The 22140-nt window shown below is 65.7% G+C and carries 20 protein-coding genes; 7 read left to right on the forward strand and 13 right to left on the reverse strand.

From position 1 onward, the window contains the following. Positions 1–20: 20 nt before the first annotated feature. Genes C7T96_RS03320 through C7T96_RS03345 form a run of 6 tightly spaced genes read right to left on the reverse strand, consistent with a single transcriptional unit; the run spans position 21 to position 6251 of the window. Entirely contained in the window at positions 21–1136 is a 1116-nt protein-coding gene (locus tag C7T96_RS03320) for a class II histone deacetylase (RefSeq protein WP_199190397.1), read from the reverse strand. Continuing rightward, the gene (locus tag C7T96_RS03325) at positions 1136–2287 is read right to left on the reverse strand and encodes a Xaa-Pro peptidase family protein (RefSeq protein ID WP_106569712.1); all 1152 of its coding nucleotides are present in this window, start codon (positions 2285–2287) and stop codon (positions 1136–1138) included. The genes C7T96_RS03320 and C7T96_RS03325 overlap by 1 nt, the downstream gene beginning before the upstream one ends. A 56-nt stretch (positions 2288–2343) precedes the next feature. Next, positions 2344–3165, reverse strand: a complete 822-nt coding sequence (locus C7T96_RS03330; protein WP_106569713.1) for an ABC transporter permease — start codon at positions 3163–3165, stop codon at positions 2344–2346. Next, positions 3162–4010: an ABC transporter permease gene (locus C7T96_RS03335; protein ID WP_106569988.1), complete on the reverse strand. Its 849-nt coding sequence runs from the start codon at positions 4008–4010 to the stop codon at positions 3162–3164. The genes C7T96_RS03330 and C7T96_RS03335 overlap by 4 nt, the downstream gene beginning before the upstream one ends. A gap of 4 nt (positions 4011–4014) precedes the next feature. Next, positions 4015–5130 carry an ABC transporter substrate-binding protein gene (locus tag C7T96_RS03340; protein WP_106569714.1) on the reverse strand — a complete coding sequence of 372 codons (1116 nt, stop codon included), beginning with the start codon at positions 5128–5130 and terminating at the stop codon, positions 4015–4017. A 50-nt stretch (positions 5131–5180) separates the two neighbouring features. Continuing rightward, positions 5181–6251 carry an ABC transporter ATP-binding protein gene (locus tag C7T96_RS03345; RefSeq protein ID WP_106569715.1) on the reverse strand — a complete coding sequence of 357 codons (1071 nt, stop codon included), beginning with the start codon at positions 6249–6251 and terminating at the stop codon, positions 5181–5183. Positions 6252–6380: 129 nt separating this feature from the next. Between C7T96_RS03345 and C7T96_RS03350 the strand changes: the two genes are divergently transcribed. Beyond that, positions 6381–7310, forward strand: coding sequence for a LysR substrate-binding domain-containing protein (locus C7T96_RS03350; protein WP_106569716.1), 930 nt, complete (start codon positions 6381–6383; stop codon positions 7308–7310). 64 nt (positions 7311–7374) lie between these two features. Continuing rightward, positions 7375–8847, forward strand: a complete 1473-nt coding sequence (locus C7T96_RS03355) for an aldehyde dehydrogenase family protein (RefSeq protein WP_106569717.1) — start codon at positions 7375–7377, stop codon at positions 8845–8847. A gap of 67 nt (positions 8848–8914) precedes the next feature. Here C7T96_RS03355 and C7T96_RS03360 read toward each other — a convergent pair whose 3' ends face one another. The 5 genes from C7T96_RS03360 to C7T96_RS03380 all read right to left on the reverse strand — a co-directional run bounded on the left by C7T96_RS03360 (position 8915) and on the right by C7T96_RS03380 (position 14605). Then, positions 8915–10357: an amidase gene (locus C7T96_RS03360; RefSeq protein WP_106569718.1), complete on the reverse strand. Its 1443-nt coding sequence runs from the start codon at positions 10355–10357 to the stop codon at positions 8915–8917. 130 nt (positions 10358–10487) lie between these two features. Next, on the reverse strand, positions 10488–11573 hold the full coding sequence (locus C7T96_RS03365) for a Gfo/Idh/MocA family oxidoreductase (RefSeq protein WP_106569719.1): 1086 nt from the start codon (positions 11571–11573) through the stop codon (positions 10488–10490). An 89-nt stretch (positions 11574–11662) separates the two neighbouring features. Further along, a complete protein-coding gene (locus tag C7T96_RS03370) occupies positions 11663–12838 on the reverse strand; it encodes an ABC transporter substrate-binding protein (protein WP_106569720.1) in 1176 nt (391 codons plus the stop codon). A gap of 87 nt (positions 12839–12925) precedes the next feature. Then, positions 12926–13774 (reverse strand): ABC transporter permease, encoded by an 849-nt coding sequence (locus tag C7T96_RS03375; protein ID WP_106569721.1) that lies wholly within the window; start codon positions 13772–13774, stop codon positions 12926–12928. Positions 13775–13786: 12 nt separating this feature from the next. Further along, the gene (locus tag C7T96_RS03380; protein WP_106569722.1) at positions 13787–14605 is read right to left on the reverse strand and encodes an ABC transporter ATP-binding protein; all 819 of its coding nucleotides are present in this window, start codon (positions 14603–14605) and stop codon (positions 13787–13789) included. 339 nt (positions 14606–14944) lie between these two features. On the opposite strand from C7T96_RS03380, the gene C7T96_RS03385 reads away from it, so the two are divergent. Continuing rightward, a complete protein-coding gene (locus C7T96_RS03385) occupies positions 14945–15892 on the forward strand; it encodes a MurR/RpiR family transcriptional regulator (protein ID WP_106569723.1) in 948 nt (315 codons plus the stop codon). A gap of 99 nt (positions 15893–15991) precedes the next feature. Beyond that, positions 15992–17770: an NAD(P)/FAD-dependent oxidoreductase gene (locus tag C7T96_RS03390; protein WP_106569989.1), complete on the forward strand. Its 1779-nt coding sequence runs from the start codon at positions 15992–15994 to the stop codon at positions 17768–17770. A 27-nt stretch (positions 17771–17797) separates the two neighbouring features. Here C7T96_RS03390 and C7T96_RS03395 read toward each other — a convergent pair whose 3' ends face one another. Both C7T96_RS03395 and C7T96_RS03400 read right to left on the reverse strand, forming a co-directional pair. Further along, a complete protein-coding gene (locus tag C7T96_RS03395; RefSeq protein WP_106569724.1) occupies positions 17798–19039 on the reverse strand; it encodes an amidohydrolase/deacetylase family metallohydrolase in 1242 nt (413 codons plus the stop codon). Positions 19040–19097: 58 nt separating this feature from the next. Further along, the gene (locus tag C7T96_RS03400) at positions 19098–19463 is read right to left on the reverse strand and encodes a RidA family protein (protein ID WP_199190398.1); all 366 of its coding nucleotides are present in this window, start codon (positions 19461–19463) and stop codon (positions 19098–19100) included. Positions 19464–19735: 272 nt separating this feature from the next. Here C7T96_RS03400 and C7T96_RS03405 point away from each other — a divergent pair, with 272 nt between their 5' ends. The 3 genes from C7T96_RS03405 to C7T96_RS03415 are packed head-to-tail and all read left to right on the forward strand — an operon-like array spanning position 19736 to position 22113. Beyond that, a complete protein-coding gene (locus C7T96_RS03405; RefSeq protein ID WP_106569990.1) occupies positions 19736–20494 on the forward strand; it encodes an SDR family oxidoreductase in 759 nt (252 codons plus the stop codon). A 34-nt stretch (positions 20495–20528) separates the two neighbouring features. Then, on the forward strand, positions 20529–21587 hold the full coding sequence (locus C7T96_RS03410; RefSeq protein WP_106569726.1) for a D-TA family PLP-dependent enzyme: 1059 nt from the start codon (positions 20529–20531) through the stop codon (positions 21585–21587). A 40-nt stretch (positions 21588–21627) separates the two neighbouring features. After that, positions 21628–22113: a hypothetical protein gene (locus C7T96_RS03415; RefSeq protein ID WP_106569727.1), complete on the forward strand. Its 486-nt coding sequence runs from the start codon at positions 21628–21630 to the stop codon at positions 22111–22113. Positions 22114–22140 lie beyond the last annotated feature (27 nt).

Genomic DNA, 22140 nt, shown 5'->3' on the forward strand with positions numbered 1-22140 from the left:
GTCGGCTCGCCCCGGCCCGCTCACGGATCGAAACGCCAGCCGCTGGCGGCGAGGCGTTCGGCGAGCGCTGCGATATCGGCCTCCACGCGCGCATCCGGCTCCGGCATGAAGGCCAGCGGGTCGGCGAGGCCGCACGGCAGGTCCAGGAAACCTTCGGCGGTGGCGTGCAGGCAATAGGCCGCGTAGGCGGGGTTGTAGCCGCCCTCCTGGACGACCAGCAAGCGGCCGCCGCACAGCCTGTCGGCCGCGGCCCGGGCCCGGCGCGCGAGCGTGTTGAAGCCGGCCATGGTGACGATCTGACGCCCGTTGGGATCGAACTGGCCGGGATCCTGGCCGTTGCCGACAATGATCAGATCGGGGCCGAAACGCTGGAGCGCGGGCAGGACGAAACGGTCGAAGGCGGCCAGATAGGCCTTGTCGCCGGACCCCATCGGCAGCGGCAGGTTGAGATTGGCGCCCATGCCGGCGCCGCGACCGGTCTCCTCGGTGCCGCCGGTCTGGGGATGGGTCGGCCCCCAGGCGCCGTGATCCATATGCAGCGAAACGGTGAGCACGTCCGGATCGTTGTAAAAACCCTCCTGCGTGCCGTTGCCGTGATGCACGTCCCAGTCGATCACCGCCACGCGCGCCAGGCCGCGGCGCTGCGCCACGCGCGCGGCGATGCCGCTATTGTTGAAGAAGCAATAGCCGTCCGCCATGGCCGGGGCGGCGTGGTGGCCCGGCGGGCGGATCAGCGCCATGCTGACCTGACCGGTGTCGCACAGATGTTCCAGCGCCGCCACCGTCGTGCCGGCCGCCGCAAGCAGCCCGCGCAAACTGCCTTTGGACATCAGCGTCGTTGCGGAAAAACGCCGTCCCTCGCGATCGGCCGCGCGGATTTCGTCCAGATAGGCCGGCGCGTGGAACAGCGTCAACTCGGCGTCGGTCGCCAGCCGGCCGTCGTGCCAGGCGATCCGCTCGCGCACCGGGCCGCGTTCCAAAAGCGATTTCATGTTGGCGAGCCGCGGCGCGCTTTCGGGATGGCGCACCTGCTCGGCCAGAAGCGCGGAAGGCGGGGCCTCGAAGACCCCCTCCCCGGTGTCGTGTTCCAGCACCGCGGGGTGCCAGAACACGGCCAGCTTCGCCTCCCCGGCCATCAGTCGATCACCACCAGGTCGGGCGACAGCTCGGACATGGATTGCGAACCGGTCTCGCCGCAGACCACCGTATCACCCAGCTTGAGCCCGAACCCCTCGCTGTAAAGCGACAGGTTGGGCTCGACCGAGAAGGACATGTTCTTTTCAAAAACATGGTCGTCGGCTTCGTCGAGCATCATCGCCTCAAGCCAGGTCGGCGGATAGGCGAGACCGAGGCTGTAGCCGATCCGGTGGACGCGGGTGCGCGACAGGTCGAGACGGTCGAGGATCTCGTTGCAGACCGTGTTGACCTTGCCGACCGGCGTGCCGGGCTTGGCCGCGTCGATGGCCGCGCGGAAGGATTCCGACAACAGGTCGGCAACCTCCCTGACGCGCGGGGCGGGTTTGCCGATCACGGCGGTGCGCATCAGGATGGCGTGATAGCGGTTGCAGACGCCGGCATGTTCGAGAATGACGATGTCGCCTTCGCTGATCACCTGGCGATGCGGCATGGCGTGGGTCATGGTCGAACGGCGGCCGGTGGCGCACATCGGGCTGATGGCGGCGTATTCGCTGCCGGCCTCGGCCAGAGCCTGGGCGACCACGCCCGATATCTCGATCTCCGACACGCCCGGCCGCAGCGCCTCGAAGGCCGCGCGCATGCCGACGTCGGCCATGCGCGCGGCGCTGCGCTGGAACATCAGTTCCTCGTCGGACTTGATCAGGCGCTCCTCGGCCACCACGATCGAGGCGTCCTGCATGTCGGCCTCCGGCAGATGACCGCGCAGGGCGTTGTACTGCGCCGGCGTGAAGGTGAAGGCGGTCATTTCGAGGCCGATACGCCCCGCGCCGAGCCCGCAATCCTTCAAGATGTTGGCGACGATCTCCAACGGGTCCTGGGTGGCGATGTCGTAGAAGACGGCCTCCTGAGCGCAGGACAGTTCCCAGGTGGTGGGAATCTCGCTGGTGCGGGTGATGAAGACCGGCGCAGCCAGTTTAGGCGACAGGATGAGCGCCTGGTACCAGAGGAAGCCAAGACTGTCGAAACCGTTGAGATAGTTGATGTTGTCGGGAAAGTTGACCACCAGCGCATCGAGCCCGCGGGACTCCATGCGTTTCATCACGGCTTCGAGACGCGCGCGGTAGGTATGCGCGGGAAACGCGGTCAGCATCGTTGGTGCTCCTTCAGAAAAAAGCAGTTGCGTAAGGATGGAAGAGATGGCCGACGTCAATCGTCGGGGTCGAGGCGCCGCGCCCGCTCGGTCCGCTCGGCCAGTATCAGGCGCGCCACCATGACGATCAGGGTCAGCGCCACCATTGTCGTTGAGACCGAGGCGATCGCCGGGTCGAGGCTGTAGCGCAAGCCGTCCCAGATCCGCTTGGGCAGGGTGATGACGTCGAGCCCGCTGATGAACAGCGTCACCACAACCTCGTCCCAGGACATGAGGAAGGCCATGAAGAAGCTGGAGGCGAGGCCGAGACGCAGATTGGGTAGCAGGATGTCGTAGACGGCCCTGCCGACCGAGGCGCCGAGCGAACGGGCGGCACGGAACATGGCCGGATCGATGCGATTATAGGCAACGAGCAGGGTGATGACCGAATAGGGCAACACCATCAACAGATGGCCGAAGGCGACGCCGGCGAAGCTGTCGAGCAAGCCCAATTGGGCGCCGAGATAATAAAACGACATCGCCGAAACGACCTGCGGCACGATGATCGGCAGCAAAACGACCCCGGTCAACAGCGTGCCGAAACGACGCCTGAGCCAGATCCCGGTGACGAACATCGCCGCCAGCAGGGTCGAGACCAGCGCCACCGTCGCCGCGATCGACAGGCTCTGCAGGATCGAGCCCAGCCAGGGATCGACCGTCAGCGCCTGGTAGTGGCGCAGCGACGGCCCGTTTTGCGGAAAGGCCAGATAACGCTGATCGCCGAAGGAGAGCGGGATGACGATCAGGATCGGCAAGAGCAGGAAGACGCAGGCAAGAACCAGGGCGAGCCGGCTGAGCAGCAGGCCCGGGCGCAAGCAGGAGTGACGACCCTGGCTCATTTCAGCCCTCCCGCGATGTTCTTGAAGCCGAACAGGCGTCCGAAGATCAGCGCCGTGACCACCACCATGGCCATCAGCACGATGGCCAGCGTCGCGCCCATGCCCCAATTGGAAAGCTGGAACATCTGCAGATAGATATATTCGGCCAGCATCACGGCCCGGCCGCCGCCGAGCAGCGCCGGCGTGACGAAAGAACCCAGGGAAAAGATGAAGACGATGCCGGAGGCCGCCGCCATGCCGGGCAGCGTCAGCGGAAAGAAGATGTCGCGCAGCACCTGGCCCGGCGTGGCGCCCAGCGAACGGGCCGCGTTCAATACCCGGTCGTCGACCTCGCGGAAGGAATTGAGCATCGGCAGCACGGCGAACGGCACCATGAAATGCACCATGCCCAGCACCGCGCCGAACTCGTTGCGCACCAGCGGCAGCGGCGCCTCGATCAAGCCGAGCCAAAGCAATGTCTGGTTGATGACCCCGTCGCCACGCAGCAGCACCAGCCAGGCAAAGGCGCGGATGAGCATCGACAGCCAGAACGAGACCAGCACGACCAGTTCGATCAGTTGCCGGCCGCGCGGTGTGGCGAAACGCCAGCGATATGCAATGAGATAGGCCAGCCCGACGCTGATCACGGTGGTCAGCAGACAGATGCGCAACGTGCGCCAGATCACGGTCTGCAGACGTTGCGATTCCAAAACCGCCGCATAATTCTGCACCCCCGGCTCGGGCAGGGTGAAACTCCAGCCCAGCACGCCCGCGGTCGGGACGACATATCCCAGCACCACGAGCACCGGCAGCGGCAGAATCAGGAAAACCCAGATTTTCAGGGTTTCGGAGGTCGGGCTGGCCATCAAGTCAGGCTCCGATCAGCGCGAGATAACGCTCCAGCGTCTCCCCGTAATGGTCCGCATGCCACTTGTTGTTGAGCAGGACCTGCTTGCCGAAATTTTCCGGCGAGGTGGGGTTGGCCAAAGCGAGTTCGGGCGACAAAAGATCGTTCGCCGCAGCGCTGACAGGCCCCATGGCATAGGCCTCCATCAGCTTGACCTGCACCTCGGGGCGCAGTGCGTAGGCGATGAAATCCATCGCCGCCTTGGCGCCGCCCGGATTGCCCTTGGGGACCATCCACACCGAGGGCGAGATGATGCCGCCGTCGAAGGTCCAGTCGACCCGCCCGCCGGTGTCTTCCTTGATCAGGGCCGCGCGCGTGTTCCAGACCTGCCCCATGGCGACCTCGCCGTCGCGCAGAAGCTGCTGCGATTCCGCACCGGTGGCCCAATGGGTCAGGATGTGCGGCAGCAATTCCTCGATCTTGGCCAGTGCGCGGTCGACGTCGAGCGGATAGAGCTCCTCCGGTGCCACGCCGTCGGCCAGCAGCGCGCATTCGAGATTGGCGCTCATCCAGCGGTACAAAGTACGCTTGCCGGGGAAGGTCTCGACATCCCAAAAATCCTTCCAGGAGGTCGGGCGGCGGTCGCCGAAGGCCTCGGTGTCGAAGGCAATGACGTAGGAATAGGTGTAGTTGGCCACGCCGTGGTCGTGCACGTCACCGAAATCGATCAGCGACTTGTCGATCACGTCGTAGTCCAGCGCCTCGAGCAGTTCGTCACGGCCGAGGCGGTAGGCGGAATACATCTCGCCGTCGCACACGTCCCAACGCACCGCGCCGCTGTTGACCTGGGTCTTGACCGCGCCCTCGGAGGGCCCGCTGCCATCGACCAGAAGCTCCAGGCCCGACGCCTCGCCGAAGCCGGCATAGGCTTTCTGGAACCCCGGCACGGCGTCGCCGCCCCAGTTCACGACCACCACCCGCCCTGTGTCGGCGTGCGCGCGCCGCGCCGCGCCCATCACGGCACTGCCCATCAGCGCCGCCAGGCCGGCATTGAAGCCGCGGCGGCTGAGGCGACCGCGCTTCATGCGCTCCGCCGCGACCATCAGCGCGTCCTCCAAAAATTCCTGCTTTTCCTTCATGTCCTGTCTCCTCTCTTTGATCGTTCGCGGTCGCCATGTCGGCTCCCGCTTCATTCGGTCATGACGTGACCGCTCTCCTCGGGCCAGTGGCACCAGACCGCCATGCCGGCGGCGAGCCGCGCGGCGAGCGGATCGGTGACCGCCAGCCGTGCATCGAGCGCCAGCCCGTCCTCGGCCTCGAGCTGAAGGATGAGATGCGTACCCTGATAGGTGATGGTGGTGACGGTGGCCGGAAGCGCGTTGCCGCCGGGTTGCGTTTCGCTGAGGCCCATGCGTTCGGGGCGCAACGCCAGCCAGCCCTGCGCCCCCGGCGCGACCTCCTCGCGCACCCGCAGCCGGCGGGTTCCGGAAAGACAGATCGTGACATCGCCCTCGCGCGCCTCGGCGCGGACCGGAATCAGATTCATGTCGCCGAGGAAATTGGCCACGAACCGGTTGGCCGGCCGGTCGTAGACTTCCTGCGGCGTGCCGATCTGCTCGACCCGGCCCTGGTTGAAGACCACGATCCGATCCGACAGCGCCAACGCCTCTTCCTGGTCGTGGGTGACGAACAAAAAGGTGGTGCCGAAATCGCGGTGCAACCTGGCCAGTTCCTGCTGCATCTCCTGCCGCAAACGCCGGTCCAACGCCGAAAGCGGCTCGTCGAGCAGCAACATTTTCGGCCGGAAGATCAAGGCCCGCGCCAGCGCGACGCGCTGCTGCTGGCCGCCGGACAGGCGTGCCACCGGCCTGTCGGCCATCGCCGCCAGGCCGACCCGCTCGAGCACCTCGCGCACGCGCGTGTCGGCCTCCGCGCCGGCGACGCGCCGGATCTTCAGCGGATAGGCGACATTCTGCGCCACGGTCATGTGGGGAAACAGCGCATACCCCTGAAAGACCACGCCGAAATCGCGCTTTTCCGGCGGCAGGCCGGTAATGTCGCGCCCCTCCAAGAGAACACGGCCGCGATTGAGGTCGATAAAGCCGGCCAGCGCCATCAACGTGGTGCTCTTGCCAGAGCCAGACGGGCCGAGAAAGGTCAGGAACTCCCCTTCCCGGATTGTCAGCGACACGTCGTCCAGAGCCGCGATACGGCCGTAGATTTTGCCGAGCCCGTCCAGTTTCACGAAAGGCGCAGTCATCGAATGGGGGCTTCCCTTGATCCGTCCATAGGTTTGTCCTATCCATGTTCGTGAGTCATGCTCACATCAAGCGAAAATTTTTCGTGTTTTTATGTGAGTTTTTGTCACAAATGATGATTTGCGCCCGGAATGACCCATCCCCCCTCCCTGACCGCATTGCGCGCGTTCCACGCTGTCGGCCGGCAGGGCTCGGTCGGCCGTGCCGCACAGACGCTGAACGTGACGCACAGCGCGGTAAGCCATCAGGTGCGCAGGCTCGAGGAGGAGTTGGACTGCAAGCTGCTCGAACGCAGCGGCAGCGGTGCCGAACTTACCCAGGCAGGACGCGAGTTGATGCGCCAGATCGGCCCGGCCTTCGAGATCCTGGACAATCTGCAGTTCAGCGCACCGGAGGACAATGAGCCGCGCGTCCTGCGGATTGCCTGCGCGCCGGGGCTGTTGTCGCGGATCGCCACCATGCTCGACCGCTTCCTGGTCCACAGCAGCGCGATCTCGCTGCGGCTTCTGCCGCTGAGCGAGGCGCGCGAAGACGAGGTCGACCTGATCATCACCTTCGGCGATTCCCGCTTCGAGGGGTCTCGGCTCGCCATGCTGGGCAACATTCAGTATTTTCCGGTCTGCAGCCCGCGGCTGCTCAATCAGGGCGAACCGCTGCGCCGGCCGCGGGATCTGGCCAAACATGTCCTGATCCATGAACTGAGCCGAACCGACTGGTCGCGCTATTTTCTGGCCGCCGGGCTCAGCGGACTGACCAGCGCCAAGAACCTGTATCTGCCGGACGCCTATCTCACGCTGCATGCCGCCATCAACGGTGTCGGGATCGCCATCAGCGACACGATCCTTGCCGGCGGGGCCCTGCAACGCGGACAGCTCGTACGGCTGTTCGACGTGGAGGTGCCGGCTCCGCATCCCTATTTCATCATCACCCCCGCGCGGCGCGAATCGCCTCTTGCCTGGGCCTTTGTAGAGTGGCTGCAGCGCGAGATCGACGTGCTGTCGAACCTCAACACCGCCTTTAACCTGCCCTCACCGCGCTTCATCGATCACGGCCCGGACTGAGCACCCGACGCCGGACCAAGCCTGGCCGCCGAACCGCGGTTCATGCCCATCCAAAGGAGACTTCATGCCGCACCATCTCTTCATCGACGGCGCCTTCCGCGCGCCGCGCAGCGGAACCTATCTCGACGTCGTCGATCCGGCGCGCGAAGAGCGCTTCGCGCAGGTTCCCGCCGGCAATGGCGAGGATATAGACGACGCCGTGCGGGCCGCGCGCAAAGCCTTCGACGACGGTCCATGGCCCCGTCTGACGGGCGCCCAGCGGGCACAATATCTGCGCGCCATCGCCGCCGGGATCCGGGCCCGCGCCGACGATCTGGCCGCGCTGGAAACCCGCGACAACGGCAAACCCCTGCCGGAGGCGGCCTGGGACATCGACGATGCGGCGGGGTGTTTCGAGTTTTACGCAGAACTGGCAGCGCGCTTCGACGGCGAACAGGAAGAGCCGGTGCAGCTCGGCGATACGCGTTTCACCGCACTTGCCAGGCGCGAGCCGGTGGGGGTCGCGGCCGCGATCATTCCGTGGAACTTCCCGCTGCTGATGACCGCCTGGAAGGCCGCGCCGGCGCTGGCGGCGGGCTGTACCATGGTGCTGAAACCCTCCGAGCTGACGCCGCTCAGCGCACTGGAGCTGGGCCGGATCGTCGCCGAGGCCGGCGTGCCGGCCGGCGTGCTCAACATCGTCACCGGCACCGGCGCCGAAGCGGGCGCGCCTTTGACGGCACATCCGATGGTCGACAAGATCGCGTTTACCGGGTCGGTGCCGACCGGCGGCGCAATCATGCGCGCCGCCGCCCGCGACATCAAAAACGTCTCGCTGGAGCTCGGCGGCAAATCCGCCTTCATCGTCTTCGACGACGCCTCGATCGAGGCCGCGGTGGAATGGATCCTGTTCGGCATATTCTGGAACCAGGGCGAAGTCTGTTCGGCGACCTCGCGGCTCCTAGTGCAGGAAGGGCTCTACGAGCGTTTGATGGAGCGCCTGGTGGACGAGGCGCGCCGGATCCCGATCGGAGCGGGCGACCGCGAGGGCGTGCTGCTCGGCCCGCTGGTCAGCGAGGGGCAGTTCCGCAAGGTTCTGGGCGCGATCGAGCGCGGCCGCGAACAAGGCGCAAAACTACTGTGCGGCGGCCGGGCGGAAGGCTTCGACAAGGGCTATTTCGTGGCGCCGACCATTCTGTGCGACGTGCCGCTCGACAGCGACGCCTGGCGCGAGGAGATTTTCGGTCCGGTTCTGGCCGTGCGCCGCTTCGCCACCGAGGACGAGGCGGTGGCACTCGCCAACGACAGCCGCTTCGGCCTGGCCGCGGCGGTGATGAGCCAGGACCGGGATCGCGCCGCGCGCGTGGCGCGCGCGCTGCGCGCGGGCATCGTGTGGGTGAATTGTTCGCAGCCGACCTTCACCGAGGCGCCCTGGGGCGGCTACAAACAGTCGGGCATCGGCCGCGAGCTCGGCCGCTGGGGGTTCGAGAACTATCTCGAAACCAAGCAGATCACCGAATTCACCAGTGCCGAACCCTGGGGCTGGTATCTGAAATGAGGCCCTCTCGGGCGCGTCGAGGCTCTCGTCATGCCGGCGACCGCAAAGCGGCCGCCGGCCAAGGCAATCAGGCGCCGAGCGGCGGGCGCCGGTCGCGCCAGGCCATGGCCTCCTCGAGCTGTGCGGAGACGGCCAAAACGGTGGCCTCGTCGCCGTAGCGGCCGACAAGCTGGACGCCGATCGGAATCATCTCTTCAGACCAGGCCAGCGGCAGCGAGATCACAGGCTGGCCGGAAATGTTGAAGGGGAAGGCAAAGGCGGAATCGGCCCATTTGGCGTTGTAGCGGTCGATGTCGGGTTCGGACATGTCGTAATAGCCGACCGGGCGCGGCAATTGCGTCAGGGTCGGCGTGACGAACAGGTCGAACGGCTGCAACTGGCCGACGATCGCACGCCCGATCTGGCGCATCCCCTCGACATCGGTGATGTGCTTGGTGCCGCTGGTGGCGCGGCCGCGCTCGATGATCGCCCAGGTGACAGGCTCGACATCGGCCGGCGTGACGGGACGGCCGACCGCGGGCTCCAGCCAGTCGAACATGGCCGCGGTCTGCACGCAGGTCATGTCGGTATAGGTCCTCCAGGCCGCGTCGCCGTCGAGGTCGAGATCGCATTCCTCGACCTGATGGCCGAGCCCTTCCAGCGTCGCAACGGTGTTCAGCACGGCTGCCCTGACCTGCGGGTCGACGGCCGTACCGTTGGGCGGGGTCACCGAATAGGCGATCCGCAGTTTTTTCGGCGCGCGCCGCGACAAGTCCAGCCAGCTCTCGGCCGGCACCGGCGGCGTATAGGGATCGCCCGGCAGGGCGCCGGCAACGGCATCGAGATAGGCGGCGGTGTCGCGCACGGAGCGCGTACAGCACAGGAAATAGGCGCCGCCGTACCAGTAGTCGCCGAGCGGGGCCAGCGTCACACGGCCGCGCGAGGGCTTCAGTCCGACAATGCCGCAGCACGAGGCGGGAATGCGGATCGAGCCGGCGCCGTCGCTCGCCTCGGCGATCGGCACCATGCGCGAGGCGACCGCAGCGGCGGTGCCGCCGCTCGATCCGCCGGGCGTGACCTCCTCGTTCCAGGGATTGACGGTCGGGCCGTACAGCTTCGGCTCGGTGGCGATCGACCAGCCGTTTTCGGGCGCGTTCGACTTGCCGACCAAAACCAGCCCGGCGCGCTTGATGCGCCCGACGACCTCGCTGTCGGCAGGCGCGACGACGTCCTTGAAATAGGCGGAGGAATTGGTGACCGGCGCGCCCTCCCAGGACGAGGCCAGCTCCTTCAGAAGGTAAGGCACGCCGGCGAAAGGCGCGGCCGTGTCGACGCTCTCGGCGCGCGCGCGGCCCATGTCGTATAGCCGATGGACGACCGCGTTGAGGCGCGGATTGAGGCGCTCGATCTGCGTGACCGCCGCCTCGACCAGTTCGGCCGGCGAAACCTCCTTCTTGTGCACAAGCTCCGCCAGACCGAGCGCGTCGGACTCGGTGTAGGTCTCAAGCAGGGATTCGGTGACTGTCGGCATGTCGTATCCTCCTGTCGAAAGAAAGTGACGCCCGGGCACGCGCAGTCGCCGCCGCATCGAGCGTGCGGACGGGCGGAACGGTTGCGGGTCGAAAGCCGGCCGCCGGGCCCTTGACCCGGCGGCGACGGCGTCAGGAAAGCTCGATGGCGCGGCCTTCCTCGATGCTCTGCTCGGCGGCGAGCACGATGCGCAGGGAGTTGACGGCGGCGTCCATGGATTCCGACAGATCCAGATCCTCGCGGATGGCGCGCAGGAGGAATGCCTGTTCGCGATCGCAAAGCTCCTGGTGGCCGGGTTCGTCCTCCATGCTTAGGATTTCGTCTTTCTTGACGAAATTCTTGTCGTCATCGACATCGGCATAGTGGATCTTGATGGCATCGGTCTTGGTATGCTGATCGATATCGGCCGAATCCGACAATTCGTCGGCCTGCTTGTCGTTTTCCGACTGACCGGCGACGATGGAGACCGCGCCTTTGGGGCCGACCACGTCCTTCACGAAATAAGCGATCTCGCTCATCATCGGGCCCCAACCGGCCTCGTACCAGCCGACCGAACCGTCGTCGAAAGTGACGTGGAGATGACCGTAATTCTGCTTGGCGGCGTCCGCCCACAATTTGGCGCCGATCCCGTGGACACGCACCGGCTTGGCGCCGGTCAACTGGCACATGACGTCGACATAATGCACGCCGCAATCGACGATCGGAATCAGGGAATCGATCAGGTTCTTGTGCCACGACCAGGCCGGGCCGCTGCTTTGCTGGTTGAGGTTGAGGCGCATGACCAGCGGCTTGCCGAGGGTCCGGCCCTTCTCGATGAAGGTGATCCAGGACGGGTGCACGCGCAGGATATAGCCCAGCACCAGCTTGCGGTTTTTCTCGCGCGCCTTGGCGACGACCTTTTCGGCGTCGGCGATATTGGTGGCGATCGGCTTTTCCATGAAGACGTGGCAACCGGCATCCATCGCCTTGAGCGCATATTCGGCGTGCGTGTTCGGCCAGGAATTGATCGAGACGACATCCGGCTTGGCGTCGCGGAGTGCTGCGTCGAAATCCTCGAACAGCGGATAGCCGGCAAGCTCATCGGGGATCGTCTTGCCCTTGATCGACCGGCTCATCAGACCGACGATCTCATAGCCGTCGAGCCGATGGTAGGCGCTGGCATGCGACGCCCCCATATTGCCGAGGCCGACCACCAGAACCTTCAGTTTTTCAGGCACTGCGCCCTCCCTAGATGTTGTTCGTGACCTGTCGCACGGGCGGCCCCTCCAGGCCGCCCGCCATGTCCTTCAAAAGCGCCTCGTCAGGGCTAGATCGCGTCGTCGAACATCTGCGACTTGATCTTATCGACGTCGAGCCCGGCGAAATCGGCCGACAATTCGTAGGCGTCGGCGTCGGCCTTGACCTTGGCGTGGTCGAACTCGTTGGCCGGGCCGATCAGCGCGTTGGAGCACACCTCCTCGGCCTTCACCGGATCGGAAATCTGACCGATCTCGTGGATCTGGTCGAAGAAGGCCTGCCAGCTCAACATGTCGTGCCAGCCCCAACCCTCGCGCTTGTCCATGTCGCCGCGGAAGACGTTGATCTGCTGCAGGATCGACGACGTGCCGAGTTCGGGCCCGGTGTTCTTGGCGAAGGTCGGAAACTGTTCGAAGACGGCCTCGACCGCCGCGCGCGGGTTCTGGTAGCCGAATTCGAGCCCCATCGCCCAGGCGCGCAGGTATTTTTCCAGAAAGGCCACGCGATCGGGATCCTCCAGATCGGCGCTGCGCACCACGAAGGTGTTGGCCGGCAGGTTGGAGTTCTGGACGCCGAGCCAGTAGTCGAACTCGAGGCCGGTGGCGATCCATTCCGCGCGCAGTCCCTCCCAGGCGAGCGCCGCGTCGCCCTGGCCGCCGGCGAGCGCCGTGCCCCAGGTGGGCCAGCCGGCCTCGACATATTCGACCTTGGAAATGTCAACGCCCTGGGCTGCCAGCATCGGATCGACGATCGCCTGCCAGGCGGCCGAGCCGAGCAGCATGGTCTTGCCCTCGAGCTGCTTGAGGTCTGACACGCCCTCGCCCTTGCGGAAGGCGATGGAGAACGTGTCGCGCGCGCCCATGTGGAACACCGACTTGAGCTTCATGCCGTTTTGCAGCGCGAAGGAAAACACGCCGGGCGAGGGAAAGCCCATGTCGGCCTGGCCGACATCGACGAATTTCACCGTCGCCGTACCGTCGGACGGGCCGGGCTGCATCTCGGTGTCGAGACCGTCGAAATAGCCCATCTTCTTGGCGATCCAGTAGGGATAGTCGTCGAGCACCTCGAGCGTGCCGCGCGGCGAGATCCAGGTGAACGTGTCATAGGGCTCGGCGCGTGCCGGCGTTAGATAGCCGGCGGCGCCAAGAGCCGTGGCGGTGACCACGCCTTTGCCCGTGACCTGCAGAAAATGACGGCGGCTGATGCCCGCCTGCATGTTTAGAATGGACGGTTTTTTTCCGGTCATTGCGCTCTTCCCTCTGCGGTTAAGCCTGTGTGGTCTGTCATCGACGCCCGTCAGGCCTTCGGGCGCCGTATCGTCCTGGTCCGGCCCCTAGGCTTCCCAGCTCGCCCACTTCTTCCCGATCAGGAAAAAGAGCACGTAGATCAGGATGCCGAGCGTCGAGAGGATGAGAACCACGGCGAAGAACTGCGGCATCTGGATCATCGAGGAATAGGTCGTCAGGCGATTGCCCAGACCGAACCCGCCGCCGACCATCTCCGCGCCGACCGCCGTCAGCAGACCGAAGATGGCGCCGATCATCAGCCCGACAAGGATCATCGGCAGCGCCATCGGCGCGCGGATTTTCCAGAAGATCTGCAGCGTGCTGGCACCGTAGGAGCGCGCCAGGGCAATCTTGGCGTTGTCGACGCGCCGAAAGCCTGTGGCGGCGTTGATCATCACCATCGGCCCGGAGGCGAGCGCGACGGCGATGATGCGCGGCTCGTAGCCGAAGCCGAAGCGCAGGATAAGAAGCGGCACCAGCGCCAGCATCGGGGTCGTGACCAGAAGCAGGATGTAAGGTGCCACGATCTTTTCGGCGAAGGGGAACTGGGTGATCACCGCCGCCAGGACGAGGCCGATGGTGGCGCCGATGGCGAAGCCGCCGAAAAGCTCGACCAGCGTGTGCAGCAAATGCGGGAAAATCAGCGGGAAGTCGCCGACCAGCGCCACCGCGATCGCGCTCGGCGTGGGCATGATATAAGGCGGCACCTCGAAAACGCGCAACGCCAGCTCCACCCCGCCGACGACGAAGACCGCGACCGCGATGATGGCGACGACTTCGGCCGTCGACTTGATGCCGACGCCGCCCGACAGAGCCGACAGGTTGGTCAGGCTGACCTCGCCGCCCTCGCCCGAAGCGGTCTTGCGGAATTCAGGTATAGCGTCTGATCGATCCACCGATACCGCTCCCTAATCGATGCGTTCCTGCTGCGGCTTGACCTGCGGCGCGGCAGCCTTGCGCCCGCCGACGATCTCCATCTTGATGGCGTTGGTCAGATCGAAGACCTCCTTCGTCGCCATCACCTCCATCGAGCGCGGGCGCTCGAACGGCACCGCGAACTCGCGCGCCACGCGGCCAGGGCGGCCGCTCAAGACCACCACGCGGTCCGACAGGAAGATCGCTTCCTCGATGCTGTGGGTGATGAAGACGATGGTCGTATGGGTCTCGAGCCAAATTTCCTCGACCAGCCGGTTCATCTCCTCGCGGGTGAAGCTGTCGAGCGCGCCGAAAGGCTCGTCCATCAACAGCACCGATGGCCGTAACGACAGCGCGCGCACCATCGCCGCACGCTGCTGCATCCCGCCCGACAATTCGCGCGGAAACTTGCCGCCGAAACCTTCGAGACCGACACGCCGGAGCAGATGGTCGACCCAGGGCTGGTCGGGCTTGATGCGCTTGATCTCGAAGGGAAAGCGGATATTGGCGTCGAGATCGCGCCACGGCAAAAGATTGGCTTCCTGGAAGACGAGGCCGATGTCGGGATGCGGGCCCGTGATCGGCGTGCCATCGAGCAGGATCTCGCCGCCCGACAGCCGGTGCAGGCCCGACATCGACCACAACAAGGTGGTCTTGCCGCAACCGGAAGGGCCGACGATCGACACGATCTCGTTGGCGCGCACGTCCAGGCTGCACCGGTCGAGCGCGAGAAGGTCGCCCGATGCGGTGGCATAGACCTTCGATGCCGCATCGACACGCAGCTTCGGGGTTTGTGCATCGCCTGCCGTCATTCGCCCCTCGGATCGTTTTCGGCGACCCCGAAGATCGACCGCTCATCCATTAAAATCAGTCTGTAACTATCCTACTTTTCTGTCAAGGTACTGGTCGGGCCAATGGATGAGTTGGACCAATCAAACCTCCTCAACGCCATATTTTCAGGGGTTTTTACAAATCAGAAAGTGTGTTAGTTTCCTACATAACTACCGAAAACACCCCGTTTGGACCGGGTGACGCCGTGGAGCGAGCGAGAACAGCGTGACGGGTTCGAGGGGATTGTCCGCCGTGGATGCGGCATGGTTTTGGACCGGGCGCTCTTGGACCGCCGGCACCAGGCAGAAGAGGTAGCGCCTATGGTCGAGACAGCGCGCGGAAGCCGGAGGGCCAGCCAGGCTGTGGCCGACGAGGACCATCAAGCCAAGCCGATTCCCGACATTATTTCGCAGATCAAGGATTCCTACGGCGACCTGCGTCCGGCGGAGCGGCGCGTGGCCGACGCCGTTCTCGAGGACGTGAAATTCGCGGTCGACGCCTCCAACGCCGACCTCGCGCGCCGCGCCGAGGTGAGCGAACCGACGGTGACACGGTTCTGCCGCGCGATCGGCTGCGAGGGCGTGCGCGACTTCAAGCTGAAGCTCGCCCAAAGCCTGGTCGTCGGCGCGCTCTACCTGTCGAAGCCGCCCGCAACATCGACGGGCAACGGCATGCCGTTCTGGAGCGCAGTGTTCGGCCAGGCCAGACAGGCCCTTCAGGAGGCGGAACGGCAACTCGACCCGGCCAGCCTGCAGCAGGCGGCCGAGTTCATAGCCAAGGCGCGCCAGGTGACCGTGTTCGGCCTAGGCGGCAGTTCGTCGGCGCTCGCGCAGGAAACCCAATACCGGCTGTTCCGCTACGGCGTGGCGGTGAGCGCGCACAGCGATCCCTATCTGATGCGCATGACGGCCTCGACGCTGAAACCCGACGATCTTGCGATCGCGATTTCGGCTACAGGGCGCACGCGCGAGGTGATCGAGGCGATCGAGCTTGCCAAGCACTACCGGGCCAAGACCGTGTGCATCACCGCACCCGGCAGCGGACTGGCGCGCGCCTGCGACGTCGCGCTCGCCGTCGCCGTGCCGGAATATCCCGACACGCTGAAGCCGACGGCCTCGCGCTTCGCCTTTCTGGCGGCGATCGACCTGATGGCGGTCGCGGCCGGCTACAAGCTCGGCGAGAGCGCGCAGGAGAACCTGCGGCGCATCAAATATAACGTGCTGACCCACCGCGGCGGCAAGGATGTGATGGAACCCCTGGGCGACTAGGGCCAAGGGGCCCGTTACGCCCCTCACCCGCCACAGTCCGCCGTTTCTACCAGCGACCGCAAAATCCAGCGCGCCACGCGAATCCGAGGAGGAGGAATGATGCTCGACGCCGCACCAACCCAGCAGGCGGCCAACTGGCTGCGATCCTTGTCCGCCGCGCTCGAGGCGCGCGACCCGGATGCGGCGGCGGCGCTGTTCCTGGACACATGCTACTGGCGCGACCTGCTGAGCTTCACCTGGAACATCAAAACGATGGAAGGGCGCGCGGCCGTGCGCGCGATGCTCGCGGCCACGCTTGTGCAAACGCGGCCGCATAGCTGGCGGCTGGAGGGCGATGCGGAGAGCGCGGACGGCGTGGTGGAAGTGCATTTCAGCTTCGAGACGCAGGTCGCCCACGGCAAGGGCATCTTGCGGCTGCGCGACGGGCGCTGCCACACGCTGTTCACGATGACGACCGACCTCAAGGGCCACGAGGAAAAGGCGGGCCGCACGCGCGAACTCGGTGTGCGCCACAAGGCCGATCCGAGCCGCGAGACCTGGTCCGAAGCACGGGCGCGCGAACAGGCGGCGCTCGGCTACACCGAAGAGCCCTACTGCCTGATCATCGGCGGCGGACAGGGCGGCATCGCGCTCGGCGCGCGGCTGAAGCAACTCGGCGTGCCGACCATTATCGTGGAGAAGAATGCGCGCGCCGGCGATTCTTGGCGCAACCGCTACCGGACGCTCGTGCTGCACGACCCGGTCTGGTACGATCACCTGCCCTACATCCCCTTCCCCGCGCACTGGCCCGTCTTCACGCCCAAGGACAAGATGGGCGACTGGCTGGAAATGTATGCCAAGGTGATGGAGCTCAATTACTGGGACTCCACAAGCTGTGTCAGCGCGGCCTATGACGATACTGAAAAGGTCTGGACGGTCGAACTCGAACGCGCCGGCGAACGGATCGTCGTCAAACCGCGCCAACTCGTGTTCGCCACCGGCGCCTACGGCCCGCCGCGCCGCATCGCGCTTGCCGGCGCCGAGCGTTTCAAGGGTCAGGTCCTGCATTCCAGCGACTATGCTGGCGGCACACCGTTCAAGGGCCGCAAATGCGCGGTGATCGGGGCGGCGAGTTCCGGTCACGACGTCTGCGTCGACCTTTGGGAAAGCGGCGCCGAGGTGACCATGGTCCAGCGTTCGCCGACCACCGTGGTCAAGTCCGACACGATGATGGAGATGGCGTTCGATATCTATTCGGAGGACGCGCTCGATCGCGGCATGACGACGGAGGCGGCCGACATGCTGGTGGCCTCCACCCCGTTCGCCCTGCTGCCCGAAAGCCAGAAGGCGCTGTGGGACGAGATCAGGCAGCGCGACGCGGCGTTTTACGACAGGCTGGCGGCGACCGGCTTTGCGATCGATTTCGGCGAGGACGAGACCGGGCTGATGATGAAGGCCTATCGCACCGGTTCGGGTTATTACATCGATGTCGGCGCGAGCGACCTGATCATCGACGGCGAAATCGGCATACGCAGCGGCAAGCAGATCAAGGCGCTGAGCGAAAACGGCATCCTGTTCGAGGACGGCGAAGAGCTGGCGGCCGACGCGATCATCCTGTGCACCGGCTATCACTCCATGCACGAAACCGTGGCGCAGATCGTCTCGCGCGAGGTCGCCGACAGCATCGGACCGTGCTGGGGCCTGGGATCGGGCGTAAAAAACGATCCCGGCCCGTGGCAGGGCGAATTGCGCAATATGTGGAAACCCACGCCGCAAGAGGCGCTGTGGTTCCATGGCGGCAATCTGGCGCTGTCGCGGTTTTATTCCAAGATCGTCGCCCTGCAGATCAAGGCGCGGATGGAAGGCATCGACACGCCGGTCTACCGGGACCCGGCATAAAGACCGCCTGCAACGACGCGCCGCCCCTCAATGCCGGCAATAGGGGCGGCCGAAATGCGCGACCACCAGATCGGTATGGGTGTGACGCGGTTTGGCCCCGTTTGCGGCCAGCTCGGCCGGGGAACGGATTTCGTCATTGGGCAGCCAAGCGCCGCCGGCAACGATGCCGCGCGAGACCAGCCGCTCGGTGGCCGTCAGCGTGTTGCCGACGGAATCGGTGAAAGTGACGTCGCCCGGTTCGAGCGCCAGCACGCTGAGATCGCCCGGCCCGCCGACGGCCACCCGGCCGAGATCCGGGCGTCCGATCGCGTCGGCGGGGGTCTGGGTGGTGGCGCGGACGATCTCGGTCAGCGGCATGCCGAGCGCCATCAGTTTCGACATGCACACCAGAAGATCGAAGGCCGGCCCGTCGACGCACAGAAGATGGACATCGCTGCTGATCACGTCGGGCAGCATTCCACCGGCCAGCATGGTGCGCGCGACCTCGAAATCGAACGAGCCCATGCCGTGGCCGATATCGAAGATGACGCCGCGCTCGCGCGCCAGGCGCATATCGGCCTTGATCTCGCCGGCGCCGTTGACCGGCGCGTTCGGGAACGGGCGAAAGCAATGGGTGAGCACGTCGCCGCGCCGCAGACGCTCGAGCACTTCGAGGCGACCGGGCGGCGGTTCGTCGATATGCGCCATCACCGGCAGGCCGACCCGGTCGGCGGTCTCCATCGCCAGTTCCAACGGCGCGATGCCGCTGGTGCCGCCGGCAATACGGCCGGTGCGCACCTTCATGCCGACGATCACATCCTCGTGCTCACGCGCACAGGCGACCGCCTCGCGCGGGTCGCACAGGCGCAGGTCGGCGCACTCGCCGACCATCAGGCGGTTGGAAAACCCAAAAATGCCGGCGAAGGAAATGTTGAGATAGGCCACGATGCGCACCTTGGCGCGTTCCATCACGTGACTGCGAAAACCGAGAAAATTGCCCGCCCCGGCGCTGCCGGCATCGACATAGGTGGTGGTGCCGCTCGGGGCCGCCAGCCGGTCGGCGTTGACGCCCAAGGACGTGCCGCCCCAATAGACGTGACTGTGCAGGTCGATCAGCCCCGGGGTGACAAGGCATCCCCCCGCGTCAACGACGCGGGCCGCGCCGTCCACGGGCAGTCCTGCGCCGATCGCGGCCACCCGCCCCTGAGCGACGCCGACATCCAAGACGGCATCGACGCCGCGACTGGGATCGATCAGCCGACCACCCCGCACAAGCACGTCAAAAGACATCAGCCAACCGCTCCCGTTCGCGCTTCCATGGCAGCCTCTCCGTTCTCGCCGCGCCCGTTCACACGGGCTTGTAGGCGACCGCCTCGACCTCGATCTTGATGTCGATCATCAACCGGCTCTCCACCGTAGTCCGTGCCGGCGGATTGGTGGGGAAGTGACGAGCGTAGACGGTGTTGAAGGCACCGAAATCGCGCGCGTCTTCCAGCCACACGGTCGTCTTGACCACGTCGTCCATGCTGCAGCCGGCCAGCTTCAGCGCCGCGCCGACATTGGCCAGGACCTGCTCGGTCTGCTCGACGATACCGCCCTGCACGACCTTGCCGTCGCTGACCGGGACCTGGCCGGAGATATAAACGAAATCGCCCGCACGCACGGCGGGCGAAAGCGGGACATGGGAAGATCCGAAGCATTGCTTGGTCATCAAAAACCTCCAGTCAGTACGGTGTCGTCGATGCACGGGCGCCAGGCCGATACAGCGCAACGGACACGGCGCCCGGCCTGTCGCTGCGGCGTCGCACGGCCAAGTTTTGCGCCATCGACAAACCAATCCTGTTACAGGCTTTGTTGGAAAGCAACATCTTTGATAGTTTTGTGTTGCTTTATTACAAGAATGTTCGCATCCTGCCGCTCCGGAAGCGACAGGGTTGCCGGTTCGCCGGCCGCGCGCAGCCGGCAACGGAACCGACGGGGGGAGAGATGATCGATTTCGCGGGCGCTCGTGTGGTCGTGACCGGCGCGGGCGGCGGCGTGGGCACCGCGCTGGCGGCGACGCTTCACGAGTGCAACGCGCGCATCGTGGCCTGCGACCGGCCGGGTGCTGTGCTCTCGGCTCCGGGCATCGTTGAAACCCACCATTTCGACCTTCTGGACGAGGACGCGCTTCACCGGGCCTGCGCGGCGATCTGCGAGGCGGGCGCGCCGGCCGCCGTGATCTCGAACGCCGGCTGGACCCGCGCCGAAACGCTCGCCGACATCACGCCGGAAAACCTCGCCACGGAACTCGACCTGAATTTTCGCAGCGCGGCGCTGCTGTCGCGCGCATTCGTGCCGGCGATGCGCAACCGGCCCTCGGGTTCGGCCTTCGTGTTCGTGTCCTCGGTCAACGCGCTCGCCCATTACGGCAATCCGGCCTATTCGGCGGCCAAGGCCGCCCTGCACGCCTGGATGCGGGCGATCGCCACCGAAGAGGGCCGCAACGGCATCCGCGCGAACGCCGTCATTCCCGGGTCCATCAAGACCGAGGCCTGGACGCATCGGCTGGAGGAGAAGCCGGAAATTCTCGACGCCGTCACCCGGCTCTATCCGCTCGCACGGCTGGTGGAGCCCAGCGAAGTGGCGCGCGCGATCGTCTTTCTGGCCTCGTCCTGGGCAAGCGGGATCACAGGTGCCACATTGCAGGTGGATGCGGGGGTCAGCGCCAGCAACCTGCCGTTTCTCGAGCAGATCGCCGGCTAGCGGCCGGATCGCGACCATCCAGCGGAGCTTCGTCATGAATTTTTCCGACCTCGACACCCCGGCCGTGATCATCGACCGGCGGATCGCCGACGCCAATCTGCGCCGCGCCCAGGACTATGCCGACACGCACGGGCTCGTTCTGCGTCCGCATATCAAGACCCACAAGCTGCCGCTGTTTTCCAAACGCCAGATCGACCTCGGCGCCGTCGGCATCACCTGCCAAAAGCTCGGCGAGGCCGAGGCGATGGCCGATGCCGGCATCGCCGACATCTTCATCCCCTACAACATCGTCGGCGCCGACAAGCTGGACCGGCTGCACGCCCTGCACAAGCGCATTACCCTTTCGGTGAGCGCCGACAACCGGCCGACCGTGCAGGGTTATGCGGCGCGTTTCACCGATGCGTCGCACCCCCTGCCCGTCTTGATCGAATGCGACACCGGTGCCGGGCGCTGCGGCGTGCAGTCGCCGCAGGAAGCGCTGGAACTCGCAAGGCTGATCGACGCCGCGCCAGGGCTGCGCTTCGAGGGGCTGATGACCTATCCGCCGCGCGGTGCGGCCGCCAAGGTCGACCAATGGTTCAAGTCGGCGAAAAAAACCCTGAACGAGGCCGGTCTGGAGGTGGCGCGCATTTCCAACGGCGGCTCGCCGGACCTTTATGCCGCCGCCGAGGTGACGTCCGCGACCGAGCACCGGCCGGGAACCTATATCTATTCCGACCGCATGCAGGTCTCGCTCGGACTGGGCACGCTCGAGGACTGCGCGCTGAGCGTGCTGACAACCGTCGTCAGCCGCCCGACCCCGGACCGCGCCGTGCTCGACGCCGGCTCCAAGGCGCTGGCCGCCGACCGTTGCGACGCGCCCGGTCACGGCCATATCGTCGAATATCCGCAGGCGGTGGTGAAAGGGCTCAGCGAAGAACACGCGGTGGTCGATCTTTCCGGCTGCGCGACCAAGCCGGCGGTCGGCGACAAGGTGCGCGTCATTCCCAACCATGTGTGCGTAGTGTCCAACCTCTTCGACGCGGTCCACCTGATCGACGGACAAGAGGTGATCGCCCGCGTGCCGGTCGCCGCGCGCGGCCGCGTGACATAGGACCGCCAAACCAGCGGCAAACCCGAGCACGGAGCCCAACATGCAGTTCGACAAAAACCCGTTTCCGGAAGGCGACGCCGACCGGCACTATCTTTGGGAGATGCTGGTGCGGCGCGACATCGACGCTTTCCTTTCCCAGGACTGGTCGATGGTCGAGCACGATTTCATCGCCGAGAGCTTTTTCGGCATGCACGCCCATTTCCTGGCCGACGCGGATGCCTGGCGGCTGCAGTTCCCGCGGCTGGAGGTCTATCGCGACGAGTGGCTGCGCCAGGCGAAGGACTCGGCGGCCAGCCATTTCAGCGAGCCGCTGCGCGAGGCGATGTTCCGCGTCACCAATATGCGCGACATCGACATCGACGGCGACCGCGCCGTGCTGCACAAAAAATTCAACGGCACGATCGCCCGTCCCGACGGCGAGCCCGCGCGGCTGAAATGGCAGACGCTTTACTTCTGCCGCAAGGTCGACAGCGTGTGGAAGATCGCCGGCTTCGTCGGTTATATGCCGCATCCGCTCGGCGCGTGAGCCCTGCCAGTCCACAAGGCGTCTCGA

This window comes from Nitratireductor sp. StC3 (assembly GCF_003015025.1).
GTDB lineage: Bacteria > Pseudomonadota > Alphaproteobacteria > Rhizobiales > Rhizobiaceae > Mangrovimarina > Mangrovimarina alexandrii.